Here is an 18764-nt window from a genome sequence, read left to right as displayed (position 1 = left end):
CCGCTCGCGACAGGAGATAATATCGTTTCCGGTCAAATCCAGTAACAGCAGAATTCTGCCAGTGCGAGCGTCCCCGCTCGCGACAGGAGATAATATCGTCTCCGGTGGCATCGGAATTATATATCAATACGGTTTACTTAACGCTTTTTTAGAAATTTTATCTGACGATTTTCTAGGCAATACAGGCATTTTTTGCAAGTCAGATTCTTCTTAAGTCAACCGTATTGAATTTATATATTTGAATCGTCAGAATTATGCCAGTGCGATCGTCCCCGCTCGCGAGAGGAGATAACTTGCGAGCGGGGACGCTCGCACTGGTAAAATCATGATTCTGATGCCAGCGGAAACGAGATTACAAGCTTTTCCCAATTTAAATAACATATTTGGGGCGGACAATCTTAGCCCACCCCACAAGATTTTAATTGTAGAGAGATAGTTTAATTTAAATGGCGAGCCGATCGCACTCATTTACTGAAAAGAAAATCCTAATTTCTATCACTCTGTAGTTTCGGGGAGAGTTTCGACTACATACTCGGGTACATACTCAGCTACCTTTTCAGGTAGATTCTCTGGCAATTTTTCCGGCAATTTATAGGGCAAATTTTCCGGTGGATTTTCCAGTCTCACTCGCCGGATCGGCAGATTTGCGATCAGTGACATAGCCCGCTGGTCGCTTTCGAGACCGAACTCTGACTCAGTGGTATCAATTTCCACGTAGCGAGACACCACCTCTAGAATTTCTCGGCGCATAGACTCAACCATTTCGGGGCTGAGTTCTGACCGATCGTGGGCTAGAACGAGTTTGAGGCGGCGTTTTACATCGTCGCGGCTGTTGTCAGGGATGCGCGGGAAAAGTCGTTCGAGAAGTGTGTATATCATGGTTGCGGCGGGTTTGTCAATGGTTGGGCATAGAAAAAGTCAGGCGATTTTAGATTTTAGATTTTAGATTGGGGAATGACTTATTCCCGTCTGGTTTGGAGTCGGGGGCAGCAGTTTGATGCTTTTTGCGAAATGGTTTTACTCCGGGAATTTTTCGGCTAGTTTTTGCGATGCAGTGGCTGCTATTAAAGGTCGATCGCCAATAGGGCAGCACATCACATAATTTTAGTATTGAAAAACTTGCGGAGGCGAGTGAAAAACGTTTCCCGACGGGGAGTGAGATCTAAAAAATCAACTTTTTCGCCTTCTAAACGGCGGGCAATATTGTCGAAGGCAGTTCCAGCTAAAGAGGTCGTTTCCGACAATACTAATGGTTCGCCTCGGTTGGTGGAAACGATGACCCGCTCGTCGTCGGGAACGACGCCTAACAGCGGAATGGCAAGGATTTCCCGCACGTCTTGCACCGACATCATATCATTTGCCAGCACCATTGCAGGCCTGATCCGGTTGACGATTAGCCTGATTTTCTTGACATTGTTGGCTTCCAGCAGGCCGATGACTCGATCGGCATCGCGGACAGCAGCGATTTCTGGAGTCGTGACAATGATACCTTCTTGCGCCGGGGCGATCGCATTTTGGAAACCCTGCTCAATTCCAGCCGGAGAGTCGATCAAAATATAGTCATATTTTGGTGCCAACATCCCCACAAGCTGCTTCATTTGGTCGGCGCTGATGGCATCCTTCATCCGAGTTTGGGCCGCCGGTAACAGCACCAAGCGCGGCTGCCGCTTATCTTTCACCAAAGCTTGCTCTAAGCGACACTCTCCGGCGAGAACTTCTAATGCCGTGTAAACAATGCGGTTTTCTAAGCCCAGCAGCAAGTCTAAATTTCTGAGGCCGAAATCGGCATCAATTACCGCAACGGTGCGCCCCCGCTTAGCTAAAGCCATGCCGAGATTGGCTGTGGAGGTAGTTTTTCCCACTCCGCCTTTCCCTGATGTAACAACAATAATGCGAGCCATAAGCGATTGGTAATTGCGAATTGGTAATTGCGAATTGGTAATTGCGAATTGGTAATTGCGAATTGGTAATTGCGAATTGGTAATTGCGAATTGGTAATTGCGAATTATTCTGATGTTTGTCGATTATTCGCCATTAGTATTTGGTAATTTAGCCAGCATCTTTTATTCCTTGAATCAACTCAACGCTCACAACTAATAAGTCTGATTGTTAGACAAATTTTAGAGGAAGTTTCATTGATATTTTCCATCGTCCTTTAATGACTGATTTAGCCAAGACAAAAATTATCAAATGCAGGTTGAAACAGCATTACCCATTACCCATTACCCATTACCAATTACCAATTACCCATTACAAATTACCCATTACAAATTACCAATTACCCATTACCAATTACCCATTACCCATTACCAATTACCCATTACCGCCCATTAACTGCGATTTGTCAAAATCAGAGGCTCTACCGATCCGAATCCCCTGAGGCGTCACATAGGCGACTTCCGGGAAAAACTGAGCGGGTGAGGCTTCTGGGCCTCTGGCAACGTACTTAGCAATCCTAATCACCATCGGTTCCATCTGCAAGGTCATAATCACGCTGTTGGTGTTGCCGCCGGCACCCGCGTGCACGACGCCCCGCAAACGGCCCCAAACCAGGATATCGCCTCCGGCGACGACTGAGCCGCCGGGATTTACATCTCCCAAAAGTACGATCGTCCCTGGGTGACGAATTTCTACGCCCGATCGCACAGTCATCTGCAAATATAAAGGTTCCGCGAGCGATTGCGGTTTTTCGGCGGATTTACTCAGGGTAGAAACCGGAGGCTGCTGTTCTACAGAATAGCCTGCCGTTGCCGCAGCTACGGCCGTTTGGCGGCGGCTGGTGTGGACTCGTTTGAGTTGCAGTTCCGCTTCCAAGAGGGCATCGGCGATTTCTTGCAGTTGGCGGATATCCAAAAGTCGATCGCTGCCCATCAATTGTACTTCGGCATTCGGCTGCCAAAAGCGTTCTCCAGCATTCAGCCTGACTTTTAGCTGCTGGCAAAGTTCAGTCCAAGTCGATGCCGTACCAGTTCCAGGTTCGTTGTTCGTTTCTGGGGGAAGTAGCAACAATAGCTGTCCATCTTCAGTCTTAAGTCGGACTTGCAGATCTAAGCTAACTTCGGGTGTTGATTGAGGGGTGGCAGCAGCGGCTGTTGAGGCATCGGGTGTCATGGGACTGTTCGATCTCGGGTAGGGACAGGTTAACATCAATATTAGCTTGAGTCGTCTTTTGCCTCAGCCTTTTAGGCGAAAACTCTGGTTTTTTTTATTTTTTACCGCAAGTAGGGCAATTCTATTTCATTTTTGAACAAGATTTTTTTGATTTACCGCAGAGGGCGCAGAGGACACAGAGAAAGAGAATCAAGAGCGGAATACAGTGGCTGTAAACTGCGTATTTTACTGCTATAAGTAGCACGTCTAACCACATTTGTCTAACTTAGGCAATTATTGCTTTACCAGAAAGCATTAGTTGAAAGCCTTTCCCTTTGAGGTAGAGATTAAAATCAAACGATTCATTACTCCTATCCTCTTCCTTCTTTTCACAACTATCAACTGTCAACTGAAAATTACTATGCAGCAAATAGAACGTTATCGCGGCAGTCTGATCGGTTTAGCAGTTGGCGACGCTTTGGGAACAACTTTAGAGTTTTGTCGCCCCGGAACCTTTGAGCCGATTAACGATATGATTGGCGGCGGCCCGTTTCGACTGCAACCGGGACAGTGGACGGATGATACATCAATGGCACTTTGTTTAGCCGAAAGTTTGATTGAAAAAAAAGGTTTCGATCCAGTCCATCAATTAGAAACTTATTTGAAGTGGCGGCGAGACGGACATTTGAGCAGTACGGGCAAGTGTTTTGATATTGGCAATACGGTGCAACAAGCACTTTGGCATTTTCAAGATACAAAAAAGCCTTACTGCGGTTCTACTGATTCTTGGGCTGCTGGAAATGGTTCGATTATGCGTTTGGCTCCGGTACCTTTGTTTTATGCGAAAAATCCTTTAGAAGTCATAGACAAATCTGGAGAAAGTTCTCGCACTACTCACGGTGCTGCTACTTGCGTCGATGCTTGCCGCTATTTTGGTACTTTAATTGCGGGGGCTGTGAATGGAGTTAGTAAAGAAGTTTTGCTTTCGGAAAGATATTGTGCGATCGCCGAATATTGGGCCGCGCACCCGCTGGTGGCAGAAATTGATGAAATTGCGGCGGGTTCTTTTAAGCGGCGACAACCTCCTGAAATTAAGGGTACTGGTTACGTGGTTAAGTCTTTGGAGGCGGCACTTTGGGCGTTTTATAACAGTTCGTCTTTTGCCGAAGGGTGTTTGTTGGCTGTGAATTTGGGCGACGATGCGGATACAACTGGTGCGGTTTACGGACAGTTGGCGGGAGCTTTTTACGGTGAATCTGCTATACCACAAAAATGGCTCTCGCAATTGGCACATAGCTCTTTAATTGCATCTTTCGCCGAACAACTCTTGACTGTAGGACTTACGCACGGGTGACTATAAACCGAGTTTTTGTACAACAGTTCGCGATCGCAAGTGTCACAATACTTAAATATTTTCTTAGGTACGTAGTTGCGCTTCAGCGCTCAAGCACAACCACGTACCTTTTTGAATATGCCAGTTGCGTAATTTCGGTAGAAAAATGTTTTCTTACACCAGTTGAAATACCCGGTTTATCAGATTTTTTGTGCGTAACTCATATAGCCCTTCTCAGATAGATGAGGTATGACTTTCATGGGATTGTTTGGTGTGTAACTCGCTTAGTGTATAATCACCATAAGAGCGCTGAAGCGCAACTACGTACCTTTTTTGCGCGTAATCCCTAACTAAAATTAGGAGACGGCGCGATGCTCTCGCAACACGTAGCCAACTCCTCGAACCGTATGCAGCAGCCGTTTTGAGTTATTTGCTTCTAACTTAATCCGCAACGCCCGAATATACACTTCAATAATATTTGACTCGCCCATAAAATCGTAACCCCAGACTTTTTCTAAGATGCGATCGCGCGTAATGACTTGACGGGGATTCCGCAGCAAAAATTCCAACAAATCAAACTCTTTTGCCGTGAGTTCAATTAGTTGATTTCCTCGATAAACTTCACGGGTTAAACAATTTAAGATTAAGTCTTCAAATTCTAAGCTATCCGGGTCATTTGGTTGAGTTCGGCGCAGGCGTGCTTTCACCCTCGCGAGGAGCTCTTCCATACTGAAAGGCTTCGTTACATAATCATCAGCGCCAGCATTTAATCCCGTTACGCGATCGGGTACTTCATCCTTTGCTGTTAATATAATTATTGGTACTTGCACGCCAGTCGATCGCAATCTCAAACAAATATCCAATCCAGAGATACCCGGAAGCATCCAATCTAAAATCAACAAATCCGGTTCAGCCGTGCGGGCGAGGGTTAATCCATCCAATCCGTTGGGGGCGACAGTGACGTGATATCCTTCTAAAGTAAGTTCAGATTCGATGAACTTTGCCAGTTTCGGGTCATCTTCAACAAGGAGAATGCGATCGCTCATAGCTGCGGATTCCAAACAGGTAAGGTGATAGTAAAAATACTACCTTCTCCCGGTTTAGAGCGGATCGCGATACGTCCTTCCATACCTTCGATCAGGCTTTTGGCGATCGCCAATCCCAACCCAGTACCGTCTCTAGAGCGCGTCATAGACTCATCCACCCGGTAAAACCGCTCGAAAATCCGTTTTTGGTGTGGCAGAGAAATACCAATGCCGCGATCGCGCACATGAACCATCACCTGCTGTTCCCTCTTTTCTAAGACTAACTCAACAGGTTGTTCGGGAGCAGAATACTTAATAGCATTATCGACTAAATTAATTAAAACTTGTTGTAAACGATCCTGATCCGCACAGGCGACAACATCCTCATCATTTGACACCAAAATAACTTTCCGATTGCTAACCTTTGCGCTCATTTCTGCCACCTCAGCCACCAGAGTATTCAGGATAACCGGATGCAAGCGAAAGTGCAAATTGCCGCTATCAGCCCGCGCCAAATCCAGCAAATCTTCTAACATCCGAATCGTGCGTTCAGTTTCACCAACCGCCGTTTCCAGTGCTTGTTGCTGATAGTCGCTTAAATTAGTGCTGCGCCGCAGCAAACTTTGTAAATAACCAACTACCACCGTTAGAGGAGTGCGTAATTCGTGGGAAACATTACCGACAAATTGGCGCTGTTGCTCCCAGGAACCGGATAATCTAAACAACATTTCATTAAAGGTTTTTGCAAGTCCTAAAATCTCATCAGGAGCCTGATGCAATTGGAGTTTTGCCGCCTGCAAATTATCAGCAGACAAAGTGCTAGCAACCTGACTCATCTCTTCTAGAGGGCCCAGAGCGTGACGAATGCGACTGGCGATCGCCACGATCAACACTAAAATTACCACAACACTGACCATAATTAAACTCCGAATCCCATCATTTAACTCATGTTGCTCGTCCGTGATATCTTGAGAGAAATATACCGTACCCAACAACTGATTTTTAATCCTCAGAGTTGTGCTACAGATTACCAAATAGCGATCGGCAACCCGAACAAAAGTCGGCTCAGCAGGTACTTCCGTCAACGAAATCATCTTCGTAATCTTAGAAGATTGCATATCCATATCAGGTGAATTCACCAACAGCATCCCATCATTGCGCTTCACCCACACCATAATTCCCCCTGTCGAAGCTTGATGAACGCTGCGGCTTAAACCAATTTCTAGAGAACCCATTTCACTATAAAGTTCCACCTGTTCGGGAAACCGGATTCCAATATATTCCAGCGTTTTTTTATGAGCAACTACTAGATTTTGCGATCGTTGCCAGCCAGCCCAAAATGCCACACTGCTAAGTCCTAAAATCGATAGTACCAGCAATTCCAGAGTCAAGCGAAACTGAAGCGAAGAAGTAGAAAATCGCTTGCTCTTGAGATTGTCAATGGTTGCTCTTAATTGCCGAATACGCTTCATTGTTTAGTTAGGAGTAGCGAGGGATTAACGAAAAGTCATAAACCATATTTTTGACGAAAAGACACGTTTAGACCATAATATAAGCTAAAAAACCCGGTTGATTGGATATGAGTCCTAGGGTGCGTAGCCTGCGAAAAATCCTAACTAAAGATTGATAATCTCGCAGCGACGCACCTGACAAAAACCGGGTGCATCTGGTTTTTAAAGAGAGCGAACCATGACCGCATATAAGTTATTAACGCAGATGCACCCCAAACACCTCTGGTACTCATGCAATTTTATCTCTTAAAATTATCTGCATTTATCTGTGTTGCATCTGCCTTTCATCTGCGATCGCTCAATCGCTCAATCCCGAAATTTATCCCTTAAAAAATCTCCGCAGTACCTTTAATCTGATTAAATTCAAAGCGTCGAGCATAATCTGTTTCACCATAAAGATTAAAACTAATAGTTGGTTCATCTCCCAGCGCTTCCACATGATGAATCGCATCGGGCATCAAGCACAAAATGTCACCCGGTGCAAGCAAAATATCTCCCACTGTTTGAATTTTATCGGGAAACTTCGGAATTGGCGATCGCCTCCACAAAGTATTTTTCTCCTCTCCACCCAGTAGCGCCACCAGTCCCCAACTAGCATGATTGTGAATTGGAGAAACAGCACCCGGAGCCCAAGCCACCAACTGCACAGTCAGAGGAAAAAACGGTTCATCATAAAGAGTTTGTACCGCCCATCCCGTCTCCGAGTCAGGTTCGAGAAGAGCAATTTGCAGCCAGGAAGAACTATCTAACAACCTGCGAACCAGGGGACAAATTGCCTGGAGTCGTAAATAATCATCACTAATTTGGTCTAATACATCTTCCAAATCAGTTAAAAAGCGATAAAGTCGGTAGGGATGAGTCAAATCTTCAATTTGACTGGTATCCTCAGAAACACGGTATTGTCCATCATTAGTCACAAACAAGTTTTTTCCTGTCATCACTGCTCAACTCACTGTTAAATGACTGCACTACTAAAAAATAGTCATGGTTAATCTCCACTCTATAAGACCTTCCTGGCAACTAGATGATATTTTCCTAAATAAAAGATGAATTTTAGCTGAAGACGCGAATCAATTAATCTCAAACTTTAGACAAAAGCGCCAAAGTTGAGAAGCATCTTGAAATTATCTGCCTTAATCTGCCTTAATCTGCCTTAATCTGGGGTTGACCAATTAGCAACCACTCATGATTTTATCTAAAATCTATCCGATCTTCATCTTACGCTCATATTTCTCTAAATTAATGCTGTTAATCTCAAGTCACAGAGGCATAAGTTACTCTCGGTCTCAATTCAGATTCAGGATTGAAACTCCAAGAGTTTTCTATTCGCCTTCTTGTACATAAACCCTAGATTTTGGAGATTGAATATGCGTAAACCAGCATTATGGCTCAGCTTGTGTCTAAGTAGTTTGGTAGTTACAGTATCGCTGGTGACTGCAACGACACTCAATACCTCTGCTATAACTAATAGTGCGATCGCACAAACCAACCCCTGCGCTTCCAAAAACCCCTGCGCTTCCAAAAATCCCTGCGCTTCCAAAAACCCCTGCGCTTCCAAAAACCCCTGTGCATCAAAGCAAAAAAACGTAGGAGGCCCGCTAGCAAAAGAAGTGCAAGGAAAGCCCGTCGTAGTTGACGTTTATGCAGCCTGGTGTGCTGGCTGCAAAAACATTGCCCCTACGCTTTCCCAACTGAAACAGCAATATGTAGGAAAAGTGAATTTTGTGGTGCTAGATGTGACAGATAAATCAACCACTTCTCAAGCAGAAGCAAAAGCGAAACAGTTAGGACTCAGCCAATTTTTCGCAGCGAATAAGTCTCAAACGGGAAGTCTAACCATCATCGACCCTGCCACAGGAAATATTCTAGCACAGCATCGCAACAATCCCAACAAATCTGCCTATACAACCGTGCTCGATCAAGCGCTTGCTAAAAAATAGCTGCTTGCAGGTTATAGGTAAATCGATCGAACAGGATTTACGCATGATAAGAGTGCATAGGCGAGATCGAAAACCGGGTTTTTACGAAATTTATGCGTCTAAAACAGTCTAAAACATCAAATTAGCTAAAAAACTAGGTTTTTTTTATATGCTGTTACACAGTAATATTTGTTTTCGCCAATCTACTTACTTTTGCGTAAATCCTATTAAATATTCTAGGAGAAGCCATGACAGATATTCAAAAGTATGAACCCCAAGATAAAAGTACCAAAAATTTTAAATCTCCGAATAAATGGCTATTTTTGGGTGGATTGGCATTACTAGGGTTAGTGCTGGCACTGGCGTTCGCAGGCCCGTTTTCTCAGGCAATTGAACATCTGATTTCGGTAACTGAAAACAACTATCAGCAATGGTTCAGCCAGCAAGATACAGCTAACCCACTGGTATTGTTTCCCCTAGCCTTTATCGGTGGTTTAATCGCCAGCATTTCACCCTGTATTCTGGCAATGTTACCCGTTAACTTGAGTTATATTGGTACCCGAAATATCACTTCCAAGCGAGATGCTTTTCTTAAAGCCAGTTTGTTTGTGTTGGGAGTTGTGACAATTCTCAGCTTTTTTGGGCTGGCATCCTCATTTGCCGGGGCTGTCATGGTAGACTACCGGGGCTACATCAATATTGTTGTAGGAATTATCATTTTTATCATGGGTTTTAGCTTGCTAGGAATTGTGAAATTGCCTTTGCCGGGAATCAATATAAATGCTTCAAATTTGGGACCATATGGGGTAGGAGTGACTTTTGGTTTGGTGAGTTCTCCTTGCGCTAGTCCGGTTTTATTTGCTGTGCTGGCAGCGGGAGGGGCTACTGGTTCACAATTGCTAGGAACCTTGACCATGATCTGTTATGCTCTCGGATATACAAGCATCATCTTTCTTGCCAGTCTATTGACTGGTTTTGCCAAGCAAGCTAAGACTTTGATGCAGCATTCCGAGTCGATTCTGAGATTTGGTAGTGTCGCTCTAATTTTGACAGGTTTGTATTACATGATTGAGGGTGTTCGCTGGTTTTTTTAGCAACTTATGAGAATTTTATCTCCGATCCAGTTCTTCCTCATTTAGGACTCATTTTCTTGAGTGTTAATGTAAATAACCTCAAGTCTTGAAGATAACTAACTGTCAGCAGAGTTGCCAGAGAGTAAAAAAATCAAGCAAATATCAGGTCTGAAATTACTAACAATTCATCTGGAGATTAAACACATGAAAGTAAAATACATTACCACGATCGCCATTGCCACCATTTTAGGCTTGGCAACAGCTAATGTTAGCTACGCCAACTTCAAGGCTTCCACCAACTTAAACTCTACAACCGTTTCATCCAAGATTGCAGAAGCCAATCCTTGCGCTGGAAAAGCCAACCCTTGCGCTGGTAAAAATCCTTGTGCTGGTAAAGCCAATCCTTGTGCTGGTAAAGCCAATCCTTGTGCTGGTAAAAATCCTTGTGCTGGAAAAGCCAATCCTTGTGCTGGAAAAGCCAATCCTTGCGCTGGTAAAGCCAATCCTTGCGCTGGTAAAGCCAATCCTTGTGCTGGAAAAAGCAGCACAACAACTGTTCATCCTAAGTATTACACCGAGAAAGGTGTGGCTCTTGATGGTCAGGATGTTGTAGCCTATTTCACCCAAGGCAAATTAGTGATGGGAGTTAGCCAATTTAAACAGAATTGGGGCGGAACAACTTGGATATTTGCTAGTGCAGCCAACCGCGATATGTTTGCCAAAAATCCTGAAAAGTATGCTCCTCAATACGGTGGATATTGCGCTCAGGCTGCCAGTGAAGGCAATCTTGTTGCAACCCAGCCTGATGCCTGGAAAATTGTTAATGGGAAGCTTTATCTCAACTACGACAAGAAAGTACAGGCACAGTGGATGGGTGATATTCCCGGTCACATTGCTTTAGCAAACAAGAATTGGCCGACTATTCTGAATAACAAAGAACTGTTTCGTTAACTTCAAATAGGACTTAGGGCGGGCGGGACGCCCATCCCACAAGAAAATGTCTGGTGGCACAGGCATCTTGCCTGTGGCCCCTTCGGGCAAGGGCGGGCGGGACACCCCACAACAAATTTGACCTCTGGTGGCACAGGCATCTTGCCTGTTCCTAAGAGGGCGGGCGGGACGCGCACCCCACACCCGTTCATACATTTTCCTCAAAAAAAATATGACTTCATGGCTGAATTCTTTGGGCTGGCATCGTCGAGACAGTGCCCGCAGCAACCGGATACCGATCGCCACCCTCGTCATGTTAGGTTCAGTTATCCTAACCGGTGGAGTGGTTGCAGCTTGGTTTTCGGGTAACGGCACTCTCTATCATCTATTTGCCAAACTCCAATCGATGCAGAATCATCCTCCAATGTGGCTGGAAGTGCCAATGGTAATGGGGGAGTCTTTACTAACACCTACGATCGCTCTGCTGGCTATTGCTTGGCTGATTATGCGTGTTTCGCCCGTACCCCGAACCTGGTCGCGGGTTGCAGTCATCGGCATTTTGTTGGTGTTGGTGACTCGCTATCTGCTGTGGCGATCGCTCACAACTTTAAATGTATCCAATCCCTTAGATGGAGTGTTTAGCATTGGGTTGTTTCTCCTAGAACTTTTCCTCTTGCTGACCAATATCCTTCAGTTATTTTTGATGTTGCGCGTCAAGGATCGGCATTCAGAAGCGAATCGGTTGGCGATCGATATAGTTGAGGGTAGATTCACACCAGCAGTTGATGTTTTGATTCCCACTTACAACGAGCCTGCCTATATTCTCAAACGCACTGTTATTGGTTGTCAAGCCATCGACTATGCCAATAAAAAAATCTATCTCCTCGATGATACGCGCCGTGAAGAAATTCGGCAAATTGCAGAGGAATTAGGGTGTGAATACCGCACTAGAGCTAATAATCACCATGCAAAAGCCGGGAATTTGAATCATGCTTTGACTCATACTCAAGGAGATTTCATCGTTGTTTTTGATGCCGACTTTATCCCTACCAAAAACTTTCTGATTCGCACCGTTGGTTTCTTCCAAGATCCGAAAGTTGCCCTGGTTCAAACGCCTCAAAGTTATTACAATGCTGACCCGATCGCCCGTAACTTAGGTTTGGATAATGTTATTGCGCCGGAAGAAGAGGTTTTCTACCGCCAAATTGAACCGCTCAAAGATGGCGCCGGCAGTGTAGTTTGTTCTGGAACCTCCTTTGTTGTCAGGCGCAGCGCCTTAGAAGATGCCGGAGGATTTGTTACCGAATCCCTCAGTGAAGACTATTTCACAGGGATTAAACTTTCTGCTAAAGGCTATCGCTTAGTGTATCTCAACGAAAAACTCAGCGCTGGTTTAGCAGCAGAAAATATTTCTGCTTACGCCACTCAACGGCTGCGCTGGGCGCGCGGAACTTTACAAGCTTTTTTTATTGATTCCAATCCGCTGACTATCCCCGGATTAAACCTGATTCAGCGACTCGCGCATTTAGAAGGACTCCTGAATTGGTTTGGTAGCATTCCGCGTATCGGCTTTCTGTTGATGCCCTTAGCTTATTCCTTTTTGGGTGTGATTCCCATCCGAGCTACTGTTCAAGAAATGCTGTACTTTTTTCTGCCCTATTATTTGGTGCAGTTGACGGTTTTCTCCTGGTTGAATCATCGAGCGCGATCGGCATTACTCTCTGATATTTATTCACTGGTACTGGCATTCCCGCTGGTTTTGACCGTCTTTGGGGTGATGCTGTCTCCCTTCTCCAAAGGATTTAACGTCACAGCCAAAGGCACTGTGAGCGATCGCTTTTCGTTCAACTGGAAATTAGCGCTACCGTTGCTGCTATTATTTATTCCCAATGCCATCAGCCTGTGGCACGTTCTGGGAACCTGTTTGATTCAATTTCAGATGCACGCCTCAGAGCCGGAAATCATCCAGCAGCTCAAAGGGTTGGGGATTGGTTGGATTTGGAGCACCTACAACCTTTTAATTATCAGCATTACGCTGTTAATATTGTTAGATGCTCCTAAGTCCGATCGATACGAATGGTTTGATTTGCGTCGATTGGTACGGCTGGCGATCGACGGACAAATCTTTTGGGGCGTGACTACTTTTATTTCTGAAGTGGGAGTTCATCTAGAGATTACTCAAGCCGGATTCCCTGCGCTGATTCCAGGAGAAATGCTTTCAGTCAAGCTCAAAATTATGGAAGAAAATTTGAGGCTGCAAGGAGAGATAACTCGGGTAGATTTTAGCAATGAATTTCCCTCGGTACAGATTCGGTTTGATGAATTGGCTTTGCCGCAACATCGATGTCTGGTTGAGATGTTGTTTTGTCGTCCGAATCAATGGAAACGCTCTTGCGCTCCTGGCGAGTTAAAGTCTCTATTCCTGTTATTTGGGATTTTATTGAAGCCTCGGGTTTTGTTCGATCGCACTCGGGCGATCGATTTCGTCAAAATCTCAAAAATTTAGTTTGATCCAGTTTAAAAACAAAAAGGTGCTTTATGGAAATTAAAGATTTTCTGGCTTTGCTGCATCCTGTTTTAGCTGTGGCGATCGTTTTTCCAATGCTGGGCATTGTGCTGAATATGGCTTGGCAAACTAGGCAGCGCCGCCAGCAAGTTGCATCTGGAGATAAGAGCAAAATTCCCCCTGTAGTCGGCGGCGAACACGTCAAAGCAGGTAAAATTCTGTCGGGATCTGTGGTAGGAGTAACTCTGTTGGGTCTGGGCTACCCAATTTTCGATCATATTTTGAGCAAGGATGTTTGGAGCAAAAACTCGTTTCAGGTAATTTTCATTATTCTGATGTTTGTTGCTACGATCGCCTCTTTGGTCATGTTATATCGATCGACACCTGCTATGTGGCGGGGCGTATTTGCGACTCTGACGGGTGCTGGCTTGGTGATTCTTGGCGCTCAAGATGGCGTTTTTCGGCGCACCGATGAATGGTATTGGTCTCACTACTACATTGGCATCACCGCTGCGTTGCTGATGGTTTTCTCCCTGGCCATCGTTCCAGACATTTATAAAGATCGATCCATCTTGAACTCGATCGCTGTATTGCTCTTTTTGGGACAAGGAATGACCGGAACCAGGGATTTGTTGGAAATTCCCCTGAGTTGGCAGAAACCCTATATCTATAGCTGTGACTTCCCCAATAAGACTTGCCCAAAGCCTTGAGCGATCGCATTACTTGGACAGTCCTGGACACAACTGGCACTCTGATAGTGGTTGATTTTAGGTACGTAGTTGCGCTTCAGCGCTCTTTCATGTTGTGGAAAAGAGCGCTGAAGCGCAACAACGTACCTTTTCATGTAAAAAAAATTAATCTGAAAAAACTCTTGACATTTGCCGCAGCTTATGGGTAGATTTTTCCTCCCGGTATTCGTAGAAAAAAATATTTGCAAATCTTAAGTTTTTATTAAAATTAAGTATTACAATAGTCGTAACTTTCAACTAAGTATTTATTCTCAATATCATGATAGCGGATCAATTTCCTTGGCTGACCGCAATTGTCATGCTACCCCTCGTAGCTGCCCTCGCCATCCCTTTTCTGCCCGATACAGACGGCAAAACTGTGCGTTGGTATGCCCTGGGCGTAGGCATTGCAGATTTTGTATTAATGTGCTGGGTGTTTTGGACGCACTACGATCCGAGCATCTCCACTTTCCAAATCGTCGAGAAATATTCCTGGATACCCTCTTTAGGCCTCAACTGGTCTGTTTCGGTTGACGGATTGTCGGTTCCGCTGGTGTTATTGGCGGGATTGGTGACGACACTATCTATTTTTGCTGCATGGGAAGTCGATCGCAAGCCGCGACTTTTCTACTTCCTAATGCTGGTGATGTACTCGGCACAAATCGGAGTATTTGTCGCCCAAGACATCATGCTGCTGTTCATTGTCTGGGAATTAGAACTAATTCCGGTGTACTTGCTAATCTCGATTTGGGGCGGACAAAACCGTCGCTACGCAGCCACCAAATTCTTGATTTACACCGCCGGCGCTTCTATCTTTATTCTCGTCGCTGCCTTAGCAATGGGATTCTACGGCGGAGGAAACGTTACCTTCGACATGGTAGAACTGGGCTTGAAGGACTATCCGCTAGGTTTAGAAATCCTACTTTATGCGGGATTGTTTATTGCCTTCGGCGTGAAACTCGCGATTTTCCCCTTTCACACATGGCTGCCTGATGCCCACGGTGAAGCATCTTCTCCTGTGTCGATGATTCTGGCCGGCGTGCTGCTGAAAATGGGCGGCTACGGACTGATTCGCTTGAATTTGGAACTTCTTCCGAAAGCACACGTTTACTTTGCACCGATTATGGCGGTGCTCGGCGTAGTTAACATTATCTACGGCGCGCTGAATTCCTTCGGCCAAACCAACATGAAGCGCCGACTTGCGAATTCGTCGATTTCTCACATGGGATTCGTGTTGTTGGGTATTGCTTCCTTCACGGATTTGGGAATCAACGGGGCGCTGCTGCAAATGATTTCCCACGGTTTGATCGCCTCAGTATTGTTTTTCCTGGCTGGCGTGACTTACGATCGCACCCATACCATGATCATGGACGAGATGGGCGAGATTGGAAAAGTGATGCCAAAAGTGTTTGCTTTGTTTACAGCAGGCGCGATGGCTTCTTTAGCACTCCCCGGGATGAGCGGTTTTGCTAGCGAATTATCAGTTTTTGTGGGCGTCGCAACTAGCGATATGTACGGTACTTCTTTCCGCGCAGTAATAGTGTTCCTGGCGGCAGTGGGACTGATTTTGACACCGATTTATTTGCTCTCGATGCTGCGACAGTTATTTTACAACTGTGGAACATTGGCAGCTTGCGATCTAGAAGATCTAGATTTGCGGAATCAGCGAAACAATCTGGATGAAGCGGTTTGTTTCGGTAATAGTTGCGTTTTGCCTGGTGATGCAAAGTTTATCGATGCTCAACCTCGCGAAGTGGCGATCGCATTTTGCTTCTTGATCCCGATTGTCGGCATTGGTTTTTATCCGAACATGGCGATGCAGGTTTACGACGCGAAGACTGTGGCTGTTAACGCCGAAGTCCGCCAATCTTACACCCTCATCGTTCAACAAAATCCTCAGATTTATGCGAAGGGATTTTTGGCACCCAAAATTGCACAGGCTCCAACAGTACCTGCTTTGGGCAAAATTACCGGATCTGAATCTGCATCGGTTTTGGGTATTGTCAAATAATTTTATCCAATTCTGTTGTTGCTGAAAATAGAGCGATCGCTTTTGTTAAAGGGCGATCGTTTTTTTGTTGCATAAGGCAGTTGACAGTTGACAGTTGACAGTTGACAGAATCGTAGGGTGCGTCGCCATCGAAAATTTATCGGGAAAAATCGACAATCTCATAGATCCGCACCACGCACCGGGAGCATCAAGCGCGATCGCACTATCATAAAAAATGCTTTTTTCAAAAATGAGATGCTCCCGACGCACCTGAGACTTCTTGCGCTCATTCACAAACTATTTTGATTTGAAATGAATCTGCGTCGATCTGTATTTATTTGATTGACATTTGCGGTTGACCTATCATATCATTTCATTTCAGGTCGATCGCCATAACAAAAACGGTTCGTAGTGCGGACTTAAGTCCGCAGCCGGAGAGCGGACTTAAGTCCGCACTACGAACCGATGAAGTTTATTATACGATTGACAAAAACTATGGCGGCAAAACAATTTTTTCCCTTGTTTTCTCAAATATCGTTTAAGGTGCATTGCCGTCAGATTGTCGATTGAATTTACCAGAAATAATTGGTTGAAAGCCGGAACACGAGTGAGGGAGAAATTTAAATCAGACTATTCATTACTCCAATCCTCTTCCTTCTAGGTAGATGTCGCTCTCAAACTGTCAACTGTCAACTGTCAACTGTCAACTGTTGAAGGATTTTTTAGGGCGACACACCTACAAATACTATTGCAGTATTTTGCATAATTGGTGTAATTTGCCGGATCTGATACTAGCGCCGAATTCCTAAAATAATCTGAGCTAAATTTTCCCTAGCATATCCCACCTCAAGCATCGATTTATCTTCCAGCCCCGAGGCAACTTTCGTCAGGATATTTAGCGGTTCTTCCGAACCTACAGTTTTCAGAAACAACACTTGCAGCCGATTTTTAACTAATTCTACAATTGAGCGACTGCGAGCCTCTTTACTTTCTTTTTGTTGAGCAACACTCCTACTAAGATTGTGAGTTTTTAACAGCCACATTCTTTCTATTCCTTGCATTTTGACGGTCTCCAAAACCTCCGCTTGAATCTGCTCGACTAATCTTTCACTTACATATTGCACGATTAAAGGCTTCAGCCTAAAAACAGTTTGCCCGCTCTCACTTATTTTTTCGATTAGAAAGCGACGGCCGAGAGAATCGAGATTTTTTACCAAATCAGAAAGAGACGAATTGACTAACATCTGCTCTCGCAAACTCGCTAGGGAAATCGGACTTTGAGCAATAGCCAGCCAGTAGGAAATCTCTTGTTCTGAATTTGACATTCGATCGAACTGCTGCGCGAGTAAATTGCTGATGTGTTCTTCAATAAATAACGCCGTCGCTTCCAAAAACTTGACAACATTTCCTTCAAAAAACTCGTTAATCGTTGTTGCCACAATCTTGATTGCTAACAGATTGCCTCCGTACCGGGCTAACAAGATTTCCCATTCTCTATCTTGGGCGGACAAACCTTTTTCTTTGAAAATATCTCGGGCTATTTCCTCGGAAATAGCAGGCTTTAAAAACCGCACTTTTTCTCCAGCTAGCAAAGCCATTTCCGTAGGTTCTTCGGCACTAACTAGGACAAAACAGCTCTGGTGATTGACTTCACACAGCCGCACAATTAAATCTCGATATCCTTCACAGCCTTCGCGGTAATGTCCCGCTAGTTCTTCTGGTTTGAGCACTGCTTCAAAATCGTCTAAAATTATCAGACAGCGCTGCTGGCGCAGATACTCGACTAGGCGCGAAATTTTGCCGTTAAAGTCGATCGCCTGCGAGGGCTCCGCTAACGGCAGAGCGGACTTTTGTTGGTTAGCAAAAAGTTGAATTAAGCTAGTGAGGAAGTCGGATGCTGTTGGTGCCGATCGCAGCGATCGCCAAATCACAAAATCAAACTCATGCTGTACCTGTTTTGCCAACTGCACCGACAGAGTTGTTTTCCCACTACCAGCCAAACCCAGCAGCGCTACTACGCGACAATTATCGGATACAATCCACTGCTTTAAAGTAGTTAATTCTTCAGTCCGCCCGTAAAAAACTGCCACATCCGGTGCTTGGTCCCAATCTTCTTGTCGCCGTCCTATCGGCGTTTTGAATAGAGATCCTTTACCTTGACTAAAATCAATCGAGCCCTGCTCCGTGTGGTAAGAAAATAGCAACTGATGCCTCAATTCCGAGAGCTTTCCAGGGCCATTCCCCGCGATCTGAAACTTTTTGTAAACTTCGCCTAGTCTTTTGCGAACGGCGATATCGCTGATGCCAAGCTTGGTTGCGATGGTAGCCGTAGATTGACCGTCGAGAGCCATAAACACAGTCTCTAACTCGGCATCTGTGACACCGCGCTCTTTCGCGATCGTTTGCACAAAGTTTTGAGGAATCGGAGTAGTCAAGGTAGGAATCTCGCCTCTACTAAAAATCTATCTTCTATTATATTCTCTGAGTTCTCGCGGGCAAACAATTGAATGCGTCAATTTTCAGCTTGCTTGTCGGTCTTGGAGGGCCGTTTGAGATATTTATAGCTGGTAAAAGTATAGTCATCTATTACATGACATGGGAGGCTTCCAGTCCCTCCCCTTTCGCTTTCACTTCGAGCGGATTGACCCGCCTTGGCTGA

General features: G+C 45.0%; 16 protein-coding genes and 1 pseudogene. 9 read left to right on the top strand and 8 right to left on the bottom strand.

Annotated features, from left to right (window positions below):
• On the top strand, window positions 1-214 hold a 214-nt coding region (locus JGK36_RS31075; RefSeq protein ID WP_293201290.1), incomplete at its 5' end, for a hypothetical protein.
• A gap of 407 nt (window positions 215-621) precedes the next feature.
• Here JGK36_RS31075 and minE read toward each other — a convergent pair.
• Window positions 622-879, bottom strand: a pseudogene (gene minE, locus JGK36_RS31070) (cell division topological specificity factor MinE); the annotation flags it as partial.
• Between the two features lie 215 nt (window positions 880-1094).
• Window positions 1095-1901: a septum site-determining protein MinD gene (gene minD, locus JGK36_RS31065; protein ID WP_293187202.1), complete on the bottom strand. Its 807-nt coding sequence runs from the start codon at window positions 1899-1901 to the stop codon at window positions 1095-1097.
• Window positions 1902-2190: 289 nt separating this feature from the next.
• Here minD and JGK36_RS31060 point away from each other — a divergent pair, with 289 nt between their 5' ends.
• Entirely contained in the window at window positions 2191-2334 is a 144-nt protein-coding gene (locus JGK36_RS31060) for a hypothetical protein (protein WP_293198787.1), read from the top strand.
• On the opposite strand, the gene minC is transcribed toward JGK36_RS31060, so the two are convergent.
• The gene (gene minC / locus JGK36_RS31055; protein ID WP_293198785.1) at window positions 2314-3111 is read right to left on the bottom strand and encodes a septum site-determining protein MinC; all 798 of its coding nucleotides are present in this window, start codon (window positions 3109-3111) and stop codon (window positions 2314-2316) included. The genes JGK36_RS31060 and minC overlap by 21 nt on opposite strands.
• A gap of 400 nt (window positions 3112-3511) precedes the next feature.
• Between minC and JGK36_RS31050 the strand changes: the two genes are divergently transcribed.
• Window positions 3512-4444, top strand: a complete 933-nt coding sequence (locus tag JGK36_RS31050; protein ID WP_293198783.1) for an ADP-ribosylglycohydrolase family protein — start codon at window positions 3512-3514, stop codon at window positions 4442-4444.
• Between the two features lie 335 nt (window positions 4445-4779).
• Here the strand turns inward: JGK36_RS31050 and JGK36_RS31045 are convergent, their stop codons facing one another.
• From JGK36_RS31045 to JGK36_RS31035, 3 genes are all read right to left on the bottom strand, one after another.
• Window positions 4780-5469, bottom strand: coding sequence for a response regulator transcription factor (locus JGK36_RS31045; RefSeq protein ID WP_293186405.1), 690 nt, complete (start codon window positions 5467-5469; stop codon window positions 4780-4782).
• A complete protein-coding gene (locus JGK36_RS31040) occupies window positions 5466-6920 on the bottom strand; it encodes a HAMP domain-containing sensor histidine kinase (protein ID WP_293198781.1) in 1455 nt (484 codons plus the stop codon). The genes JGK36_RS31045 and JGK36_RS31040 overlap by 4 nt, the downstream gene beginning before the upstream one ends.
• Before the next feature lie 365 nt (window positions 6921-7285).
• Window positions 7286-7897, bottom strand: coding sequence for a cupin (locus tag JGK36_RS31035; protein ID WP_293186401.1), 612 nt, complete (start codon window positions 7895-7897; stop codon window positions 7286-7288).
• Between the two features lie 429 nt (window positions 7898-8326).
• On the opposite strand from JGK36_RS31035, the gene JGK36_RS31030 reads away from it, so the two are divergent.
• The 6 genes from JGK36_RS31030 (at window position 8327) to JGK36_RS31005 (ending at window position 16126) form a co-directional block, all read left to right on the top strand.
• A complete protein-coding gene (locus JGK36_RS31030) occupies window positions 8327-8899 on the top strand; it encodes a thioredoxin domain-containing protein (protein ID WP_293198779.1) in 573 nt (190 codons plus the stop codon).
• A gap of 227 nt (window positions 8900-9126) precedes the next feature.
• Window positions 9127-9972 (top strand): cytochrome c biogenesis protein CcdA, encoded by an 846-nt coding sequence (locus JGK36_RS31025; RefSeq protein WP_293198777.1) that lies wholly within the window; start codon window positions 9127-9129, stop codon window positions 9970-9972.
• Between the two features lie 183 nt (window positions 9973-10155).
• Window positions 10156-10902, top strand: a complete 747-nt coding sequence (locus JGK36_RS31020; protein WP_293186395.1) for a YHS domain-containing (seleno)protein — start codon at window positions 10156-10158, stop codon at window positions 10900-10902.
• Between the two features lie 211 nt (window positions 10903-11113).
• Window positions 11114-13387, top strand: coding sequence for a glycosyltransferase (locus JGK36_RS31015; protein WP_293186393.1), 2274 nt, complete (start codon window positions 11114-11116; stop codon window positions 13385-13387).
• 32 nt (window positions 13388-13419) lie between these two features.
• On the top strand, window positions 13420-14097 hold the full coding sequence (locus tag JGK36_RS31010; RefSeq protein ID WP_293201288.1) for a DUF4079 domain-containing protein: 678 nt from the start codon (window positions 13420-13422) through the stop codon (window positions 14095-14097).
• Window positions 14098-14395: 298 nt separating this feature from the next.
• Entirely contained in the window at window positions 14396-16126 is a 1731-nt protein-coding gene (locus JGK36_RS31005; RefSeq protein WP_293186389.1) for an NAD(P)H-quinone oxidoreductase subunit 4, read from the top strand.
• A 45-nt stretch (window positions 16127-16171) separates the two neighbouring features.
• Here the strand turns inward: JGK36_RS31005 and JGK36_RS31000 are convergent, their stop codons facing one another.
• Entirely contained in the window at window positions 16172-16399 is a 228-nt protein-coding gene (locus JGK36_RS31000) for a hypothetical protein (protein ID WP_293186388.1), read from the bottom strand.
• Window positions 16400-16896: 497 nt separating this feature from the next.
• The gene (locus JGK36_RS30995; RefSeq protein WP_293186387.1) at window positions 16897-18540 is read right to left on the bottom strand and encodes an NB-ARC domain-containing protein; all 1644 of its coding nucleotides are present in this window, start codon (window positions 18538-18540) and stop codon (window positions 16897-16899) included.
• Between the last annotated feature and the right edge of the window lie 224 nt (window positions 18541-18764).

The organism is Microcoleus sp. PH2017_35_SFW_U_B (assembly GCF_020737865.1).
GTDB lineage: Bacteria > Cyanobacteriota > Cyanobacteriia > Cyanobacteriales > Microcoleaceae > Microcoleus.
This window is presented reverse-complemented; position numbering and strand designations above follow the sequence as displayed.